Origin of the sequence: Brevundimonas sp. UBA2416, from assembly GCF_002343105.1 — a bacterium.
Lineage (GTDB): Bacteria > Pseudomonadota > Alphaproteobacteria > Caulobacterales > Caulobacteraceae > Brevundimonas.
The window spans coordinates 11518-28774 of the sequence record NZ_DDRM01000032.1; the positions used below are offsets into that span (position 1 = coordinate 11518).

Below are 17257 nucleotides of genomic sequence, written 5' to 3' on the forward strand. Positions count from 1 at the left end.
TAAGGCGAACGCGGGTGTCCTTTCCCTCGCCCTGCCGTGGCGCGCTGGACGGACTTCGTTCATCGTGTCTATGCAGATTGCAACGTCCGGCGACGTCCGCCGGCCCCCTGGGAGATTCCGCAGAATGTCGCTTCGTTCGCTTCGCGCCGCCTTTTCGGCGACCGCCTCGATCGCCGCTGTCGCCGGCGTGATGGCCGTGATGGCCACGCCTTCCACCGCCCGCGCCGACGAAGGCATGTGGACGTTCGACAATTTCCCGATCCAGACGGTGAACGACAAATACGGCACGCGGATCGACCAGGCGTGGCTGGACCGGGTCCGCAACGCCGCCGTCCGCATCCAGGGCTGCTCCGCCTCCTTCGTGTCCGACGAAGGTCTGATCCTGACCAACTGGCACTGTGTCGTCGGCTGCGTGCAGGAACTGTCGACGCCCGAGCAGGACTTTGTGAAAAACGGCTTCCTGACCGCCAACCGCGAGGAAGAGCGTCGCTGCCCCGGCCAGACCGCCGAGGTTCTGGTCGACATCGTCGATGTGACTGACCGGGTGCTGGGCGCCGGCGCCGGGCTTGAGGGCGCGGCCTTCAACGCCGCCCGTACGGCCGAGACCAACGCCATCCAGTCAGAGGCCTGCGCCGCCGATCCGAAATTCAACTGTCAGGTCATCAGCTTCTACCGCGGCGGCCGGTTCGCCCTGTACAAGTTCCGCCGCTACGAAGACGTCCGTCTGGTGTTCGCGCCCGAGAACCAGGCCGCCTTCTTCGGTGGGGACCCCGACAATTTCAACTTCCCGCGCTACGCCCTCGATGCCGGCTTCCTGCGGGCCTATGAGGACGGCCGTCCGGTCGAGAGCCCCGGCTTCCTGCGCTGGAACCCGAACGCCCCGGCCGAGGGCGACCCGGTCTTTGTGGCCGGCAACCCCGGCTCGACCTCGCGCCTGCTGACCATGAGCCAGCTGGAGCGGCTGCGCGACCAGCAGCTGCCGCTGACGTTGATCCAGAACTCGGAACTGCGCGGCCGCCTGCTGGAGTATTCGCTGACTGGCGATGAGGCCAAGCGGGTGTCATTCGATCCGGTGTTCGGCCTGGAGAACAGCTTCAAGGCCCAGTACGGCCAGCATCAGGCCCTGCTGGACCCGGCCTTCCTCGGCGCGCGGCGTGACGCCGAGACCGAGCTGCGCGCCCGCGTGGCTGCCGATCCGGCCCTGGTCCAGCGGATCGGGGACCCCTGGGCGGACCTGGAGCGGGTGCAGGCGACGGCGCGTGAGCTGTTCCTGCCGGCCCGCCAACTGGACCAGGCCGCCGGCGGCGGTTCGACCCTGTACCAGATGGCCCGGGCCATGGTGCGGGCGTCGAAGAACCCGTCGATGACCGAGGCGCAGCGCGCGCGCATGATCGCCGCCGTGGGCGCCGAGACGCCGATCGCCATGGAGATGGAGGAAATCCGTCTGCGCTACTGGCTGTCCAAGACCCGCGAGTATCTGACCGTCGACCATCCCGACGTGAAGACCCTGCTGGGCCGCGAGAGCCCCGAGGCCCTCGCTGACCGGCTGATCTCGACGACCCGGATGGGCAATGCCGCCTTCCGCGCCGAGGCCGCCGCCATGACCACGGAACAGATGGCCGCCGCCGACCCCCTGCTGGCCTTCATCATCGCCAATGACGCCGCCGCCCAGGCGATCGGCGCGCGCTGGTCCGCCGAGGTCAACGCCCCGACCGCCCGCGCAGCCGAAAAGGTCGCCCAGGCCCGGTTCGCGGTGTACGGCACCAACCAGTATCCGGACGCCACCTTCTCGCTGCGCCTGTCCTATGGCGCGGTCGAGGGCTGGACCTACCGTGGCGTTACCGTGCCGGCCTTCACCTATATGGGCGGACTGTACGAGCGGGCGACGGGCGCGGAGCCGTTCAATGCGGCCCAGGCCTTCATCGACAACCAGAGCCGGGTGAACGGGGATACGGTCTATAATTTCTCCTCGACCAACGACATCATCGGCGGCAACTCGGGCTCGCCCGTGATCAACGCCGCCGGCGAGGTCATCGGCGCGGCCTTCGACGGCAACATCCACTCGCTGGGCGGCGCCTATGGCTATGACGGCGCCCTGAACCGGACGGTGTCGGTGTCGACGGCGGCGATCACCGAGGCGCTGCGCAACATCTATCCGAGCCCGGCCCTGCTGGAAGAGCTGGGGGTGGAATAGCTTTCCTTCTCCCCTTGCGGGAGAAGGTGTCAGGCCCCCGGGTCCGACCTTGGTCGGCCCGAGGATAAACTCCGCCTGATGGATGAGGGGTCGCACCGGTCTTGCCGGGCGACCCCTTCGTCATTCATGGTCCGCTCGCCCGCTGGCCGACGCCGGCACGACCCCTCATCCGACCCGCTACGCGGGCCACCCGTCGTCGGCTCGCATGCGAGCCTCCTCCACCCGCAAGGGGAGAGGGATTGGAGTTCAAAAGATGCGTCACCTCACCCCCGCCCTCGCCGCCGCCCTGCTCACTCTCGCCGCCGGCTCCGCTGCGCGCGCGGAAGAAGGCATGTGGACGTTCGACAACTTCCCGATCGCGCGCGCCAACGCGACGCTGGGGACCAATATCGACCAGGCCTGGCTGGACCGGGTGCGGCTGAGTTCGGTCAAGTTCGGCGGCTGTTCGGCGGGCATCGTCTCGGCCGAGGGGCTGGTGATGACCAACAACCACTGCGTCGCCACCTGCGTGGCCAATCTGTCGACCCAGGCGGTCAACTACGCCGAGACCGGCTTCACCCCGCGCACCCGCGAGGAGGAGCTGAAATGCCCCGGCGGGACGGCGGAAATCCTGACCAACATCAGCGACGTGACGGAGCGGATGCACGCCGCCGGCGCCGGCCTGGAAGGCCAGGCCTTTACCCGCGCGCGGGACGCCGAGGCGGGCCGGATCGAACAGGAGGCTTGCGGCGGCGACGCCGGCAGACGCTGTCAGGTGGTCAGCCTGTACCGCGGCGGCCAGTTCAAACTCTATACCTACAAACGCTATTCGGACGTGCGGCTGGCATGGGCGCCCGAGGACCGGGCCGCGACCTTCGGCGGTGACCTGGACAATTTCAGCTTCCCCCGCTTCGCCATCGATGCGGCCTTCATCCGGCTGTACGAGAACGACGCCCCGGCGGCGACCCCGACCCATTTCGTGTGGAACGCCTCGCAACCGGTCGAGGGCACGCCGGTGTTCGTCTCGGGCAGCCCGGGCGCGACCCAGCGGCTGCTGACGCAGGACCAGCTGTTCACGATCCGCGACGTGGTCCTGCCGATGGACCAGCTGCTGGCGTCGGAGCTGCGCGGGCGGCTGATCCGCTATTCACAGGAGGGAGAGCGTCAGGCGTTCGAGGCCATGGACCCGGTCGTCAGCCTGGAGAACACCTACAAGCGCGGCCGGGGGCGGATGGCGGCGCTGATCGACCCGGCCTTCATGGCCGCACGGGCCGATGCAGAGGCCGACTTCCGCGGTCGGGCCGAGGCCGGCGCCGGCGACGCCAATCCCTGGACGACGCTGAGCGCCGCCCAGCCGGTCGTGCGCGAACTGTATCCCGCCATGGCGTTGCTGGAGGGCGGAACGGGCATGGGGACCACGCCGGTGGCCGGCGGTTCGCAGCTGTTCAGCTGGGCCCGGACGCTGGTGCGGGGCGCGCAGGAGCGGGCCAAGCCTTCGGCCGAGCGGCTTCCGGAATATGCCGACAGCCGCCTGTCCGGGGTGCAGTCCGGCCTGTTCGCAGAGCGGCCGGTCTATCCGGGCCTCGAGCAGGTCCGCATGGAATGGTGGTTGTCCAAGACCCGCGAATGGCTGACCGTCGATGATCCCCGCGTGCGCGGCCTGCTGGGACGGGAGTCGCCGGAGCAGCTGTCGGCACGGCTGATCGAGGGCACGACCCTGGCGGATCCCGCCGTGCGCCGCGCCCTGTGGGAAGGCGGCCTGGCGGCCGTCGAGGCCTCGCAGGATCCGCTGATCCAGTATCTGCTGTCGATCCAGGACGAGACCCGCGCCATCCGCTCGGACTGGGAGGCCCGCGTTCAGGCCCCGACCGACCGGGCCTCCGAGCGCCTCGCCGCCCTGCGCTTCCAGACCTATGGCGACGCCGTCTATCCGGACGCCACGGGCACCCTGCGGCTGACCTACGGCAAGATCGAGGGCACGGACGTTCCGGGCCAGCGCTGGGGGCCGTTCACCACCTTCGACGGTCTGTGGGACCGGGCGACCGGTTCGGCGCCGTTCGATGTGGCGCCCAGACTGCTGGCCGCGCGTGAGCGGATCGACGGGGATACGGTGCTGAATATGGCGGTGTCGTCCGACACCATCGGCGGCTCGTCGGGTTCGCCGGTGGTCAATGCGGCCGGTGAGATTCTGGGCGCCAATTTCGACTCGACCGTCCTGACCCAGCGCAACGCCTATGGCTATGACGTCCGCGTCAACCGCTCGGTGATCGTGACCACGGGCGCGGTGACGACGGCGCTGCGGGATGTGTACGGGATGGACGGGCTGGTGCGGGAGTTGGGCGTCCGCTGACGCGGACGAGGGCTTAGGAATTAGGGCTTAGGAATTAGCGCGCCAGCTGCTCCCAAGCCCTACGACCTAATTCCTAAGCCCTACGTCCTAGATCTGGCTCATCTTCTGCTGGGCCTTCGAGAAATACTGCCAGCCGGTCCAGACGGTGACGATGGCGGCGATCCAGATCAGGACATAGGCGAAGGTCTGGAAATGGGGCTGCCATTCCAGCGGCAGGCCGAAGCCGTCCCACAGCAGGACCAGCTGCAGGCAGGCCAAGGCCACCATCTGCAGGACGGTCTTCCACTTGGCCAGGACGGTGACCGGCAGTTTGACCTTGCCGGCGACGGTCTCGCGCAGGGCCGAGACGGCGAACTCGCGGAACAGGATCAGGCCGCAGGGAATGGCGATCTGCGGCAGGGCGCCCCAGGCCAGGACGCCGAGGATGGCGCCGGTGATCAGCACCTTGTCTGCGATCGGATCGAGGATGGCGCCCCAGCGGGTCGTGCTGTGCCAGCGCCGCGCCAGATAGCCGTCGACCCAGTCGGTCGAGGCCGCGACCACGAAGATGACGAAGGCCGTGCGCCCGAAGCGGAACTGGTCATCCGGGCTCAGATATTCGGACATGAAGGGAATGCCCTGCGGCGCCGCCCCCGCCAGGATCAGGAACATGATGACCCCGGCGATCAGCCGCAGGCCGGTCAGGATGTTCGGAATGGGATTGGCGTGGGGATTGGGTGTCATGCGTGCGCTCCGAATACCTCAACGCGATCTGCCATGCTTCGCTGCATGAAGCGAGCGTCCGGCTTGCGCGCCCTCAGGCCAGGGACACGAACTGGCCGTCGCGCAGCGAGCGCAGGACGCCGTCCGCGATGCCGAAATGGACGCCGCTGAGCGCCAGGGCGCCCGCCGCCTCGCGCTCGGCGATCCAGGGGAAGGTGCGCAGGTTCTGCAGCGACAGGCGGACCACCGCCTCCTCGGCCGCCCGCTCCGCCTCTTCGGGGGCGCACGCCTCGCAGACGCGGCGTACGACCGGCGCCCCCTGGGCCACCCAGGGGGCCACAAAATCCTGGCAGTTGTCGGGGGCGCCGTAACGCATGGCGTTGACCCCGCCGCAGTGGGCGTGACCCATGACCATGATGCGCGAGACGTTCAACACCTTGACCCCGAACTCCAGCGCCGCCGAGACGCCGTGCAGGTGGCCGTCGGGCTCATAGGGCGGGACCAGATTGGCCACGTTGCGAACCACGAACAGCTGGCCGGGCGCGGTGTCGAAGATCAGGGCCGGATCGGCGCGGCTGTCGGAACAGGCCACCACGAGGGTGTGCGGCTTCTGACCTTTCGAGGCCAGCGCCTCATATTCGGCCTTGGCGGCGGGCCAGTGGTCCTCACGGAAGCGGCGGTAGCCGGAGAGCAGGGCGTCGCGGGATTCGTCGGTCATGGGGACGGTATAGGCAATCCTCTCTCGCGGGGGGAGAGGGGCAGGCTCCGCAAGACCGCCGGCCCCTACAGCCGGGCCAGTTCCTCGGCCATGATCGTCTGGACCAGGCGAACGCGGGGGCTGGATTCCAGTTCCTGGTGGGTGACCAGCCAGATCGGCACCGGAATCGGCGCCATATCCGGCAGGAGATTGACCACGCCGGGCGTCCGCTCTGCCACTTCGCGCATCATCACAGCCACACCCATCCCGCGTTTGACCATCTCCCAGATCACGACCGCGGACTCCGACACGATCCGGAAATCCTCGGTGGCGACGGGGATGCCTATCTCCCGCAGAAAGCCGGAGAAGCGGGGGTCATCGAAGCCCATCAGACCCGCCCTGGCGAGATCCGCAGGCTTCCCGGGCAGGCCGTTGCGGGCCACCCAGTCCTCGGACGCAAAGAAGCTCGCGGCCGTATCGCAAATGTGCCGGCCGACCAGGCCGGGGCGATCAGGACGGACGTGGCGGACGGCGATGTCCGCTTCGCCACGATGCAGATCGCTGATTTCGTTGGACGCGACGATGGCGATCGTGATCTGCGGCGCTTCCGATCTGATGCGCGCCACGATCTCGGGAAGAACATAGGCCGCAAAGGTATCGGTGGCCGAGATACAGACCCGACCGCCAATCTCCTGCGCCCGGCCGGTGGCCGCGAGCGCGAGCGTGTCCGCGGCGTCCCCCATGATCCGGATATGGTCGAGCAGTTCCATCCCGGTCTGGGTCAGGACCAGCTTGCGGCCCCGTCGTTCGAACAGGTCCACGCCCAGGTTGGCCTCAAGCGCCAGGACCTGCCGCGACAATGTGGGCTGGGTCAGGCCCAGCTGGCGGGCCGCCGCCGACAGGGACCCGGCGAGGGCGGTCGCGTGAAACCCGCGAATATGGTTCCAGTCCATTGCCTTCATGCATTTACGTATATCATAGCCACGAATTTCAGCAATTTACCCGGTTTGCGCATATGGTAATGGACGGCGCACAGGAGCGCATCACCATGAGTACCGCCAGCGACGCCCGGTTCTGGGACAGGATTTCGCGGAAATACGCGAAGGACGCCATTGCCGACCAGGGCGGCTATGAGCGCTCCCTGGACCGGACCCGCGCCTTGCTGAATCCGGACGATCGGGTGCTGGAACTGGGCTGCGGGACCGGAAGCACGGCGCTGCGACTGGCGGGTGGTGTTCCGAGCTATCTGGCGACAGACATTTCCGCCGGAATGATCGCGATCGCCAGGGAGAAGCACGCCGCCGGCCCGATCCCCTCGTTGTCCTTCCATACCGCGACCGCAGAGGCGCCGATGCTGGCGGCCGGGCGGTTCAATGCGGTGTTGGGCTTCAACTATCTCCACATGGTCCGGGATGTGCCGGGCACGCTGGGCCGCATTCATGCCCTGCTGGGCCCGGGCGGCCTGTTCATATCCAAGACGCCCTGCCTCGGCGACATGAACCCGCTGATCAGACTGGTCCTGCTGCCGGTGATGCGCGCGATCGGCAAGGCGCCCTACGTCAGCGTCTTCCGGCAGAGCGAGCTTTGTCGCCTCCTGGACGCCCAGGGCTTCGACATCCTCGCCACAGAGAATCACGCGACCAAGGGCAACGACCGGCGTCCGTTCATCGTCGCCCGCAAACGGTGACCTGAGTTGCCGAAGTTTGGGGCAATGCCGCCTGCCGCTGCCCCTCAGGATGGAAGAAGCCGTAAATCCGCTCCGCCAGCGGCTGGTTGATTCCTGATGTCCATCCGACGGCGGGTGCGGTTGGCCTCGTCACGCAGGCACCGGGTTCGTGGGCCCGGCCGGCCGTCTACGACCTCCGCCCCTTCCCATCGATCAGCACCGCCTGTTGCCAGCGGCCGGGTGCCTTGTCGGTGCGGTGGATACAGCCGGACCAGCAGCAGGGGCGTTTCTTGCCTTCCAGAAGTTCTTCGGTCGTTCGCATGATGCGGCGTTGACGGGTCGCGGGCTGTTTGGCGTCCTCGACCCAGCAGATGAACTCGTTTCGGCCCAGCGGCGTCAGGCCCTGCCATGCCGCGAGGACTGCGGGGTCGGATTGCAGGGCGGACTGAAGATCGGCCGCGGCCTGGTGGACGGCGCCCTGCGCAAATTCACTCACTGAAACCTCCCTCCCGACGCGTGCCCGACGCCACCCTACCCCCTCGTCTCGGGGTGGAAGAAGCCGTAAATCCGCTCGGCCATCGGCTGGTTGATGCCCTCGACCTTGACCAGATCGGCGACCGAGGCGCGGCTGACGCCCTTGGCCGAGCCGAAGGCGTGGAGCAGGGCCTTCTTGCGGCCGGGGCCGATGCCCTCGATCTCGTCCAGCGGGTTCTTCCTGATGTCCATCGAGCGGCGCTTTGCGTGGGCGCCGTTGGCGAAACGGTGGGCCTCGTCGCGCAGCCGCTGGATGTAATAGAGGGCCGGCGACTTGAGCGGCAGCATGAAGGGCGGCTTGCCCGGCATGAAGAAATGCTCCTTGCCGGCGTCGCGGTCGGGGCCCTTGGCCACGCCGACGGCGGTGATGTCGTCCAGGCCGAGATCGGCCAGAACGGCGAGCACCTCGGCCAACTGGCCGGCGCCGCCGTCGATCAGCAGCAGGTCGGGACGGACCACCTCCTCGCCCGCGTCCTCGTCCTTCACCAGACGGCCGAAGCGACGTCGCATGACCTCGCGCATCATGCCGTAGTCGTCGCCGGGGGTCAGGTCCTCGCCGCGGATGTTGAACTTGCGATACTGCGACTTCTGGAAGCCCTCCAGCCCGGCCACGACCATGCCGCCGACGGCGTTGGTCCCCTGGATGTGGGCGTTGTCATAGATCTCGATCCGCTCGGGCCGGGTGTCGAGACCGAAGGCCTCGCAGACCTCGTCGAGGATTTTGCCCTGGGCCGAGCCCTCGGCCATCTTGCGGCCCAGCGCCTCGCGGGCGTTGGTCAGGGCGTGGTCGACGAGGGCTTTGCGGTCGCCGCGCCGGGGTTGCTCGATCGACACCACGCGGCGTCCGTCCACGGTCTTCGCCTTCATCGAGAAGGCTTCCTCCAGCAGTTCCTTCTCGTGCGGCAGGACGTTGGCCAGGATTTGCCGCGGCACGGGCCGGTCTTCGTAGAACTGGCCGAGGAAGGCGGCGAGAATTTCGGGGTCGGTGTCCGTCCTGTCGACGCGCGGGAAATAGGCCCGCCCGCCCCAGTTCTGGCCGCCGCGATAGAAGAAGACCTGGACGCAGGCCTGGCCGCCTTCGGAGAACAGGGCGAAGACGTCGGCCTCGGCCACGCCGTCGGCGCTGACGGAATTTTCCATCGAAATGGCCGACAGGGCACGGATGCGATCGCGGACCCGGGCGGCCTGTTCGTAGTCCATGGCCTCGGCGGCGGCGCTCATCTCGTCGGACAGGCGGGCGATGACGGCGCGCGACTTGCCCTTCAGAAAGGCCGAGGCCTCGTCGACGAGGCCGGCGTAGTCCTCGAGCGAGATCAGGCCGGTGCAGGGCGCCGAGCAGCGCTTGATCTGGTGCAGCATGCAGGGCCGCGTGCGGGTCTCATAGACGCTGTCGGAACATGACCGCAGCAGGAAGGCCTTCTGCAGGGTGTTCAGGGTCCGGTTCACCGCCCAGGTCGAGGCGAAGGGGCCGAAATAGTCGCCGGGCGTGGTGTGCGCCCCCCGGTGCTTCCTGACCTGCGGCGCGCGGTGATCCTTGCGGATCATCAGTTCGGCGAAGGATTTATCGTCGCGCAGCACCACGTTGAAGCGCGGCTTCAGCTGTTTGATGAAGCTGGATTCGAGCAGCAGGGCCTCGGTCTCCGAGGCGGTGATGACCAGCTCCATCGAGCGGGTCAGGGACACCATCAGGCCGATGCGCTGGGTGTGGAACCGGCCCTGGGCGTACTGCAGGATGCGCTTCCTGATGGACCGTGCCTTGCCGACATAGAGGCAGGTCCCGTCCTCGCCGTACATACGATAGACGCCGGGCTTGTCTGGCGCCCGGCGGGCCTCGTCGCGGATCAGGTCGGCGGCCTTGAGGGCGCCGGCCTCGGTCTCGCTTTCAGGAATCGGCACCTCGGTCATCGGGACCGATATAGGCCTAGAAGCGGCGGACCATAAGGACGCCGGCCAGAACCAGGGCGACGCCGGCGGCCCGGCCCCAGCTGATCGGCTGCTGCGGCGCGCCGAAGGCGCCGAAATGGTCGAGCAGCAGGCCGACGAGCAGCTGTCCGGCGACCATCAGGGTGATGGTCAGGGCGACGCCGAGGCGCGGCACCCCCCACGCCGCCGCGACGACGAAGATCGCGCCATAGAGGCCGCCGATCCAGATGTACCAGGGCAGGCCGCGCGCCGCCGCGACATCCGGCTTCGCCTGCAGGATGACGGCGAGGATGCCGAGCGCCGCCGTGCCGATGGCGAAGGAGACGAAGGCGGCGTTCACCGGCGAGCCGACGGCGCCCATCAGCTTGGCGTTGGTCGGCGCCTGCAGGGCGGTCGCGCCCCCCGCGAGGACGACGGCGATCATGGCGAAGAGGTTGGGGTTCATGGTCTCTGGCTACCAGCTTGTCGCAGCGTCCGCACCGTTGAAGATTTCCTCCAGCCGGTCCCGCGTCGCCCGGTGCGTATCCTCCGGCAGGGCCGCCGGGTCGAACCAGGCGATCTCCGCGATCTCGCCGTGGCTCGTGCGCTCGATCATCGAGAAGCGGTCGATACGGTAGACGAGCACATGGTCGCCGCGAAAGAAGCGCTCGTTGGCATGGACGCTGACGAGGATCGGGCGGCCCTCGATGATGACGCCGGCCTCTTCGTGCATCTCGCGGATCAGGGCGTCCTCGCAGGTCTGGCCGCGCTCGACGCCGCCGCCGGGCAGCCACCAGCCGTGCAGATAGGTGTGTTTCACCAGCAGAACCCGGCCGTCGGCGTCGATCGCCACGCCGCGCACGCCGAGGGTCATGCCGCGGCTGATCCGCGACCATGCGAAGAACAGGGGGCGGGTAAAGGGCTCGATCCGGGTGCGCCACGTCGTCATGGGATGACGATAGGCCGTCATGCGTTCTTGAACACCCGCGCGCGGGGCTTTATTGCGGGCCCGCTAAAGGAGCGTTTCCATGCTGGCCCTCTACATCATCCTCGGCTTCGTCGCCGTTCTCGCCCTGATCAATTTCGTCGAGTTCGGCCGGGTTGACTGACGTCTCCGCCCCTGGGCGTGAAGGGGGGCGCGGCGCCGCCCTCGTCACCGGCGGGGCGAAGCGCATCGGCCGGGCGATCTGCCTTGAGCTGGCCGCCGCCGGTTTCGATCTGGCCATCCATCATCGCGATTCGGGCGACGAGGCCGCGCGCGTCGCGGATGAGATCAAGGCCATGGGCCGGCGCGCCGTCTGCCTGTCGGCCGATCTCGCCGACGTGGTCGCGACCCACGCCCTGATCGGTCGTGCCGCCGAGGCGCTCGGCCCGCTGACGGTGCTGGTCAACAACGCCTCGGTGTTCACCGACGACCGGCTGGAGAGCCTCACCGGCGAGAGCTGGTCGGCGCATATGGACGTCAATCTGCGGGCGCCCGTGTTGCTGGCCCAGGTGTTCGCGGCCCAGGCGCCCGACGGCTCGGCTATCGTCAATATTCTCGACCAGCGGGTGCTGAAGCCCGATCCGCGCTTCTTCTCCTACGGCCTGTCAAAATCGGCCCTGTGGGTCGCCACCCGGACCATGGCCCAGGCCCTCGCGCCACACATCCGCGTCAACGGCGTCGGACCCGGACCGACCCTGCCCTCGGTGCATCAGGCGGCGGGCGAGTTCGAGGCCGAGGCGCGAGCCACCCCGCTGCAACGCGCCGGCAGTCCCGAGGCCGTGGCCGACGCCGTGCGCTGGCTGGTGGACGCGGGGCAGGTGACGGGTCAGATGATCGCCGTCGACGGGGGCCAGCATCTCGCCTGGCAGACGCCGGATATTGTGGAGTAGGCCTTGACCGTTTCGCCCCTGCCCTTCCCCGCTGCCGACGGTCCTCATCGCGAGGGCCTGACCGTGTTCGTGCGCGGCCTGCGGGTCGAGGCGGGCATCGGCGTGCATGACCATGAACAGGGCCGACTGCAGCCGCTGGTCATCGATGTGACGCTGGAGCTGGCGCCGGCGCCGGTCGAGCGGCTGGCCGACACCATCAACTATGAGACCGTGGCCGCGGCGGCCCGGGCGATCGTGGCTGATGGCCATGTCGGACTGGTCGAGACCTTCGCCGAACGGCTGGCCACAGCCTGTCTGGACGACGCGCGGGTGCGGCGCTGCACGGTGCGGATCGAAAAGCCGGGCGCGCTGGACGCCGCCGCGGCCGCCGGCTGCGAGGTCGTGCTGGCGCGCTGACAGGCGCCCGTCGGCGGTTGCGCCGGACGCGAGGCGCGGTCATTACTTGGACCGGACTGAAGGATATCCGATGGCCGAACCCGGCGATCCCCCCCACAAGGACGACCTTGGGGACGACCACGACGACGACCTGATCGGCTTCGCCTCGCCGGCGTCGCTGGAAGGCCGTTTGCGTATGGCTGAGCCGGAGCCGGAACCCGAGCCGCTGCCCGAGCCGGAGCCGGACCCCGAACCCGAGGAAGAGCTGTTCGAGGATGAGCCCCTTCCGCCCGAGTCCGCGCCGGTCGAGGCCGGGGCGGTGTTTGCACAGACGCGCGAGTTCTCGACCCGTCGACGCCGACGCGACGCGGGCAACGCCGTCCCCGGCGGCGGGCTGGGTCTGTACGCCGTCTATGCCCTGATCCTGTTTGCCGTCCCGACGGTCGGCGTGTCGGCGGCGATCGGTCTGTTCGCCGTCACCGGCCGGGCGGGACCGGAGGACGACCTGTCGGCCTCGCACTTCATCTATCAGCGCCGCACCCTGTGGGCGGCGGCGGTGGCGGCTGTGACCGGGGTGATCCTGCTGGCCGCGCCCTTTGCGCTCGGCGTCCCGATCCTGTTCGCCCTCGCCATCTGGATGGTGCTTCGCGGCGCTTCGGGCGTTTGGACCCTGAAGTCCGGCCGCGAGATCGCCGATCCTCGGGGCTGGTGGATCTGACGGAGAGACGCCATGGCCGACGACTTGCCCGACACCCCCCGGGAGCCGCGCTTCGCCACCGGCCATGAATCCGAAGGCCGTCCGGCGGCGCTGATCGCCTGGGGCCTGTACATCCTGTCCCTGCCCAGCGCGAACCTGCTGGTGATCGTCGGCCTGATCGTGGCCTATGCCGGGCGCAGCGGATCGGATGGCGTGTCGCGGGCCCATATCGACGCCCAGATAGGCCTGTTCTGGTCGGTGTTCTGGTGGACCATCCTGCTGTGGACCGGCATTGCGATCTGCCTGGTGGCGTTCTTCGCCATGCCTGACATGGGCATCGTCCTGATACCCCTGGCCCTGCTGCTGGGACTGGGGCTGCTGTTCCTGACGGTCTGGTTCACGATCAAGAGCATCATCGGGCTTTTCAGACTGCTGGGCGACAAGGCTCCCTGAGGACCGGCGGAGCCTGATGAAACCCAACTTTCGCGGGTTTTCGGGGAACGCGTTCGCCGATTGCCGTGTTGGCTGGGTGTCCGCTTCCTGACACCGCCGAGGCCCCCATGACCGACTTTCGCGACGTACGCGCCGACCAACGGTTCGAACAGGGATTCGCCGATGCCGAGGGCCAGCTCCGCACCGTCTTCGCCGACTATGCGGTGCAGGGCGCGACGCGGGTGATCCTGCACGTCGAGGCCGATCCGGCCCTGCGCGGCACGGGCGCCTCGGGGCGGTTCATGCAGGCTTTGGCCGAGCACGCCCGGGCCGAAGGCCTGAAGCTGGCGCCGCGATGCGGCTACGCCGTCGCCTGGCTGAAGCGGCATCCGGAGTTCGACGACATCAAGGTGTGATCGCCCGCCACATTTGCCGATGGAGCGGACGGGCCTTCCCGCGCATTGTGTGAGGAACGACGCGGAGCCGAACCATGCCCGATCTCGACCTTTCCTCCCTCGGCGCGGCGGCGGGGCCGATGCAGACATGGGTCTTGCCGGCCCTGCTGGGGCTGGGCCTCGCATCGGCGACGGGGCTGCGGACCTTCCTGCCGTTGCTGATGCTGGCGCTGGCGGCGAAGTTCGAGATGTTCGGCGTGCGCCTGATCGACCAGATGGACTGGCTGGTCTCATGGCCGGCCATCGCGGCCCTGGCCACGGCGACCGTGGCCGAGTTCGCCGGCGACAAGGTGCCGGCGATCGATCACGGGCTGAACGCGATCGGCTATGTCACCCGGCCCGTGGCAGGTGCCATTGCGGCAGGCAGCGTGTTCTGGAACGTCGATCCGTCGACGGCGGCTATCGCGGGCCTGATCGTCGGCGCGCCGGCGGCCCTGGCCTTCAATGCGGCGCAGACGGGGGTGAGGGTGGGATCGACGGCGACCACCGGAGGCCTGGGCAATCCACTGGTGTCGCTGGTCGAGGACGTGCTGGCCTTTCTGACCGTGATCGTCGCCTTCCTGGCCCCGATCCTGATCCCCATCGTGCTGATCATACTGGCGATCGTGGTGTTCCGGCTGGCGCGGCGGATCCGCGAGCGGAGCGAGCTTCGAACGGCCTGACGTCAGGCCGCCTCGCCGCGCAGCTCCAGTCGCGCCTCGGCCTCACGCACCGCGTCCACGGCGCGATCGACGACCTCGAGACCCGCGCCCGCCGGGATCGACTCAACCGTCAGGATGCGGCGGAAAGCGCGGGCGCCGGGGCGGCCGTGCATCAGGCCCAGCATATGCCGGGTCATGGCCGGAAGATGAACGCCCTCCTCCAGCCGCGCGGCCAGATAGGGGCGGTAGCGGTCGATGGCGGCGAAGGCGTCCACGTCGGGCGTCGCGGCCCCGTACAGGCGGCGGTCGGCCTGACCGAGAATAGCCGGCTCATGATAGGCGGCGCGGCCCAGCATGACGCCGTCCAGCTGGACCCCGTCGCTGTCATCCAGATGCGCCTCGGCCGCATCCAGCGATGTGATGCCGCCATTGATCGAGATCGACAGATGCGGCCGCTCGCGCTTCAGCCGACGCACCAGCGCATAGTCGAGCGGCGGCACGTCGCGATTCTCCTTGGGCGACAGACCCTTCAGCCAGGCCATCCGGGCGTGGACGATGAACACCTCGATGCCGACGGCGGCGCAGGCGTCCACGGTGGCGAACAGGGACACCTGGGGATCCTGATCGTCGACGCCGATACGGCATTTGACGGTGGCGGGGACGGCGACCGCTTCCCTGATCGCGGCCATACAGTCGGCGACCAGGTCGGGCTCGCGCATCAGACAGGCGCCGAAGCGGCCGGACTGGACCCGGTCCGAGGGGCAGCCGACGTTCAGATTGATCTCGTCATAGCCGTAGGCCTGACCGATCCGCGCGGCCTCCGCCAGCTGGGCCGGGTCTGAGCCGCCCAGCTGCAGGGCCACGGGATGTTCAACCGCGTCAAAGCCCAGCAGCCGCTGCTGGTCGCCGTGGAGCACGGCCGGGGCGGTGACCATCTCCGTATAGAGCAGGGCCTCGGCCGTCAGGGCGCGGTGGAACGCCCGGCAGTGCCGGTCGGTCCAGTCCATCATGGGCGCGATCGAGAGGCGGCGGTTCATGGCGCGGGGCTTCTACACCGAAACCCGGCCTTGACGCCAACCGGCCCGGGTCACGCCCCGGTCTTCTGCGGCGCGCCGTCGTCCTCCAGCGCCTCGGCCGCCTCCTCGTTGAGGGCCCGACCCTCGCGGCGGGGCTTGATGTAGGGCTCGGGCTTCGTCGTCCGGATATTGCCGCGCATCAATGACCGGCCGGCCATGATCCCCTCGACCATCTGAAGCGAAAGCCGCTCCTCGTCCCGGCGGCGGACGTCCTCGATGGTCTCGCGCGCCTGCTCATGGGTGAAGCCGAGATCGATCAGCACCTGATGGCCAAAGACGAGGGCGCTCTCGAAGGTCTCGCGCAGCTGGTATTCGACCCCGGCCTGGACCAGGCGGATGGCATGGCCGCGGTCGTAGGCCCGGACGAACAGTTTGGTCAGGGGGAATTCCGCCTTGACCAGTTCCACGATGCGGTCGGCGATCTCAGGCTTGTCGACGCAGACGAGGATCGTCTCGGCATTGGCGGCGCCGGAAGCGCGCAGCACGTCGAGGCGAGCGCCGTCGCCGTAATAGACCTTGAAGCCGAAATTGCCGGCGGCCTGGATCATCTCCACGTCGTGATCGATGATCGAGACGTCGACATCGCGCGCCAGCAGGGGCTGGGACACGACCTGGGCGAAACGGCCGAAGCCGATGATCAGCACCCGCTCACGCAGGTTCTTCGCCTTGTCGACGCCGTCGGCGCCCTCGGGATCAAGGTTTGGCGGAGGCATCAGCCGGCCGACCAGCAGACTGGTCAGGGGCGTCAGCACCATGGACAGGATGACGATGGCCGTGGCCGCCGCCGAGATACGGGCGTCAAAGACCCCCGCGGTCAGGGCCGCGGCGTAGAGGACAAACGCGAACTCGCCGCCCTGGGCGAACAGGACGGCGCGCTCGACCGCCTCGCGCTCGCCGGCCCTGAAGAGCCGAGCCACGCCATAGATGGCCACGGCCTTGACGGCCATGAAGGCGACCACCCCGCCAACGACGATGCGCCAGTCGGCCAGCACCACCGCGACGTCCAGCGACATGCCGACGCTGAGGAAGAACAGGCCCAGCAGGATGGCGCGGAAGGGTTCGACGTCCGCCTCGAGCTGGTGCCGGAAGGTGGACTCCGACAGCAGCACTCCGGCGAGGAAGGCGCCCATGGCCATGGACAGGCCGCCCATGTCCATCAGCCAGGCGGCGCCGACGACCACCAGCAGGGCGGCGGCGGTCATCACCTCGCGGCCGCCGTAGCGGGCCAGGACGCGGAAGACCGGATTGATCAGATATTTGCCGGCGAAGAAGACGATGGCCACCGCGCCGATGGCGAGGCCGAGGGTGCGCCACAGCGGTGGCGCCGCCTCGCCCGCCAGCCCCATGACCGAAGCCATGATCGCCACCACGGCCAGCAGCGGCACGATGGCGAGATCCTCGAGCAGCAGGATGGAGACGGCGCGTTGCCCCTGGGGCGCGGCCAGTTCGCCGCGCTCGTCCAGCATCTGCATGATCACCGCGGTGGAGCTGAGCACGAAGCCCATGGCGAGGACGAAGGCGACGGGGATCGAAAGCCCCCCGGCCATGCCGGTCAGGGTGAGCAGCAGGCCGGCGAGCGCCACCTGGGCGGCGCCGAGGCCGAAGATGTCCTTGCGCAGGCTCCACAATCGGGATGGGCGCATCTCCAGGCCGATGATGAACAGGAACATCACCACGCCCAG

Annotated in this window: 18 protein-coding genes and 1 pseudogene; 9 read left to right on the forward strand and 10 right to left on the reverse strand. The window is 68.6% G+C overall.

The window, feature by feature from the left end; genetic code table 11:
* The first annotated feature begins 124 nt into the window (after positions 1 to 124).
* Both B3E43_RS10140 and B3E43_RS10145 read left to right on the forward strand, forming a co-directional pair.
* A complete protein-coding gene (locus B3E43_RS10140) occupies positions 125 to 2194 on the forward strand; it encodes a S46 family peptidase (protein WP_292029050.1) in 2070 nt (689 codons plus the stop codon).
* A 253-nt stretch (positions 2195 to 2447) separates the two neighbouring features.
* Positions 2448 to 4523 (forward strand): S46 family peptidase, encoded by a 2076-nt coding sequence (locus tag B3E43_RS10145; protein ID WP_292029052.1) that lies wholly within the window; start codon positions 2448 to 2450, stop codon positions 4521 to 4523.
* Positions 4524 to 4610: 87 nt separating this feature from the next.
* On the opposite strand, the gene pgsA is transcribed toward B3E43_RS10145, so the two are convergent.
* The 4 genes and pseudogenes from pgsA to B3E43_RS10165 all read right to left on the reverse strand — a co-directional run.
* Complete coding sequence (pgsA, locus tag B3E43_RS10150) at positions 4611 to 5246, reverse strand: CDP-diacylglycerol--glycerol-3-phosphate 3-phosphatidyltransferase (protein ID WP_292029054.1); 636 nt, start codon at positions 5244 to 5246, stop codon at positions 4611 to 4613.
* 73 nt (positions 5247 to 5319) lie between these two features.
* Entirely contained in the window at positions 5320 to 5943 is a 624-nt protein-coding gene (locus B3E43_RS10155) for a carbonic anhydrase (RefSeq protein WP_292029058.1), read from the reverse strand.
* A gap of 65 nt (positions 5944 to 6008) precedes the next feature.
* Positions 6009 to 6692 carry a substrate-binding domain-containing protein gene (locus B3E43_RS10160; RefSeq protein ID WP_292029168.1) on the reverse strand — a complete coding sequence of 228 codons (684 nt, stop codon included), beginning with the start codon at positions 6690 to 6692 and terminating at the stop codon, positions 6009 to 6011.
* 12 nt (positions 6693 to 6704) lie between these two features.
* Positions 6705 to 6884: pseudogene (locus tag B3E43_RS10165) on the reverse strand (helix-turn-helix domain-containing protein); the annotation flags it as partial.
* 86 nt (positions 6885 to 6970) lie between these two features.
* Between B3E43_RS10165 and B3E43_RS10170 the strand changes: the two are divergent.
* Positions 6971 to 7609: a class I SAM-dependent methyltransferase gene (locus B3E43_RS10170; protein ID WP_292029061.1), complete on the forward strand. Its 639-nt coding sequence runs from the start codon at positions 6971 to 6973 to the stop codon at positions 7607 to 7609.
* A 166-nt stretch (positions 7610 to 7775) separates the two neighbouring features.
* Here B3E43_RS10170 and B3E43_RS10175 read toward each other — a convergent pair whose 3' ends face one another.
* From B3E43_RS10175 to B3E43_RS10190, 4 genes are read right to left on the reverse strand one after another with little or no spacing between them, the layout of a single operon-like run.
* Positions 7776 to 8084, reverse strand: coding sequence for a YdeI/OmpD-associated family protein (locus B3E43_RS10175; protein ID WP_292029063.1), 309 nt, complete (start codon positions 8082 to 8084; stop codon positions 7776 to 7778).
* 35 nt (positions 8085 to 8119) lie between these two features.
* The gene (uvrC, locus tag B3E43_RS10180; RefSeq protein WP_292029068.1) at positions 8120 to 10027 is read right to left on the reverse strand and encodes an excinuclease ABC subunit UvrC; all 1908 of its coding nucleotides are present in this window, start codon (positions 10025 to 10027) and stop codon (positions 8120 to 8122) included.
* 16 nt (positions 10028 to 10043) lie between these two features.
* Entirely contained in the window at positions 10044 to 10490 is a 447-nt protein-coding gene (locus B3E43_RS10185) for a DMT family transporter (protein ID WP_292029070.1), read from the reverse strand.
* A gap of 9 nt (positions 10491 to 10499) precedes the next feature.
* Entirely contained in the window at positions 10500 to 10994 is a 495-nt protein-coding gene (locus B3E43_RS10190; protein ID WP_292029072.1) for an NUDIX domain-containing protein, read from the reverse strand.
* 131 nt (positions 10995 to 11125) lie between these two features.
* Here B3E43_RS10190 and B3E43_RS10195 point away from each other — a divergent pair, with 131 nt between their 5' ends.
* From B3E43_RS10195 to B3E43_RS10220, 6 genes are all read left to right on the forward strand, one after another.
* Positions 11126 to 11899 (forward strand): SDR family oxidoreductase, encoded by a 774-nt coding sequence (locus B3E43_RS10195; protein WP_292029074.1) that lies wholly within the window; start codon positions 11126 to 11128, stop codon positions 11897 to 11899.
* A 3-nt stretch (positions 11900 to 11902) separates the two neighbouring features.
* Positions 11903 to 12295, forward strand: coding sequence for a dihydroneopterin aldolase (gene folB, locus B3E43_RS10200; RefSeq protein WP_292029076.1), 393 nt, complete (start codon positions 11903 to 11905; stop codon positions 12293 to 12295).
* A 70-nt stretch (positions 12296 to 12365) separates the two neighbouring features.
* Positions 12366 to 12992 (forward strand): hypothetical protein, encoded by a 627-nt coding sequence (locus B3E43_RS10205; protein WP_292029077.1) that lies wholly within the window; start codon positions 12366 to 12368, stop codon positions 12990 to 12992.
* Positions 12993 to 13004: 12 nt separating this feature from the next.
* Positions 13005 to 13424, forward strand: coding sequence for a hypothetical protein (locus B3E43_RS10210; protein ID WP_292029079.1), 420 nt, complete (start codon positions 13005 to 13007; stop codon positions 13422 to 13424).
* Between the two features lie 107 nt (positions 13425 to 13531).
* On the forward strand, positions 13532 to 13819 hold the full coding sequence (locus B3E43_RS10215; protein WP_292029081.1) for a GNAT family N-acetyltransferase: 288 nt from the start codon (positions 13532 to 13534) through the stop codon (positions 13817 to 13819).
* A gap of 74 nt (positions 13820 to 13893) precedes the next feature.
* Complete coding sequence (locus tag B3E43_RS10220) at positions 13894 to 14520, forward strand: DUF4126 domain-containing protein (protein ID WP_292029083.1); 627 nt, start codon at positions 13894 to 13896, stop codon at positions 14518 to 14520.
* 2 nt (positions 14521 to 14522) lie between these two features.
* On the opposite strand, the gene dusA is transcribed toward B3E43_RS10220, so the two are convergent.
* Both dusA and B3E43_RS10230 read right to left on the reverse strand, forming a co-directional pair.
* Positions 14523 to 15536 carry a tRNA dihydrouridine(20/20a) synthase DusA gene (dusA, locus tag B3E43_RS10225; RefSeq protein WP_292029086.1) on the reverse strand — a complete coding sequence of 338 codons (1014 nt, stop codon included), beginning with the start codon at positions 15534 to 15536 and terminating at the stop codon, positions 14523 to 14525.
* A gap of 50 nt (positions 15537 to 15586) precedes the next feature.
* The coding region (locus B3E43_RS10230; protein WP_292029093.1) for a cation:proton antiporter at positions 15587 to 17257 on the reverse strand (1671 nt) is incomplete at its 5' end.

Bases quoted from the DNA above. Each gene is read 5' to 3' on its own strand.
- pgsA (WP_292029054.1), bottom strand. From the start codon at position 5,246: ATGACACCCAATCCCCACGCCAATCCCATTCCGAACATCCTGACCGGC.
- B3E43_RS10210 (WP_292029079.1), top strand. From the start codon at position 13,005: ATGGCCGACGACTTGCCCGACACCCCCCGGGAGCCGCGCTTCGCCACC.
- B3E43_RS10190 (WP_292029072.1), bottom strand. From the start codon at position 10,994: ATGACGGCCTATCGTCATCCCATGACGACGTGGCGCACCCGGATCGAG.
- dusA (WP_292029086.1), bottom strand. From the start codon at position 15,536: ATGAACCGCCGCCTCTCGATCGCGCCCATGATGGACTGGACCGACCGG.
- B3E43_RS10140 (WP_292029050.1), top strand. From the start codon at position 125: ATGTCGCTTCGTTCGCTTCGCGCCGCCTTTTCGGCGACCGCCTCGATC.
- B3E43_RS10145 (WP_292029052.1), top strand. From the start codon at position 2,448: ATGCGTCACCTCACCCCCGCCCTCGCCGCCGCCCTGCTCACTCTCGCC.
- B3E43_RS10185 (WP_292029070.1), bottom strand. From the start codon at position 10,490: ATGAACCCCAACCTCTTCGCCATGATCGCCGTCGTCCTCGCGGGGGGC.
- B3E43_RS10215 (WP_292029081.1), top strand. From the start codon at position 13,532: ATGACCGACTTTCGCGACGTACGCGCCGACCAACGGTTCGAACAGGGA.
- B3E43_RS10170 (WP_292029061.1), top strand. From the start codon at position 6,971: ATGAGTACCGCCAGCGACGCCCGGTTCTGGGACAGGATTTCGCGGAAA.
- B3E43_RS10220 (WP_292029083.1), top strand. From the start codon at position 13,894: ATGCCCGATCTCGACCTTTCCTCCCTCGGCGCGGCGGCGGGGCCGATG.
- uvrC (WP_292029068.1), bottom strand. From the start codon at position 10,027: ATGACCGAGGTGCCGATTCCTGAAAGCGAGACCGAGGCCGGCGCCCTC.
- B3E43_RS10155 (WP_292029058.1), bottom strand. From the start codon at position 5,943: ATGACCGACGAATCCCGCGACGCCCTGCTCTCCGGCTACCGCCGCTTC.
- B3E43_RS10160 (WP_292029168.1), bottom strand. From the start codon at position 6,692: ATGGAACTGCTCGACCATATCCGGATCATGGGGGACGCCGCGGACACG.
- B3E43_RS10205 (WP_292029077.1), top strand. From the start codon at position 12,366: ATGGCCGAACCCGGCGATCCCCCCCACAAGGACGACCTTGGGGACGAC.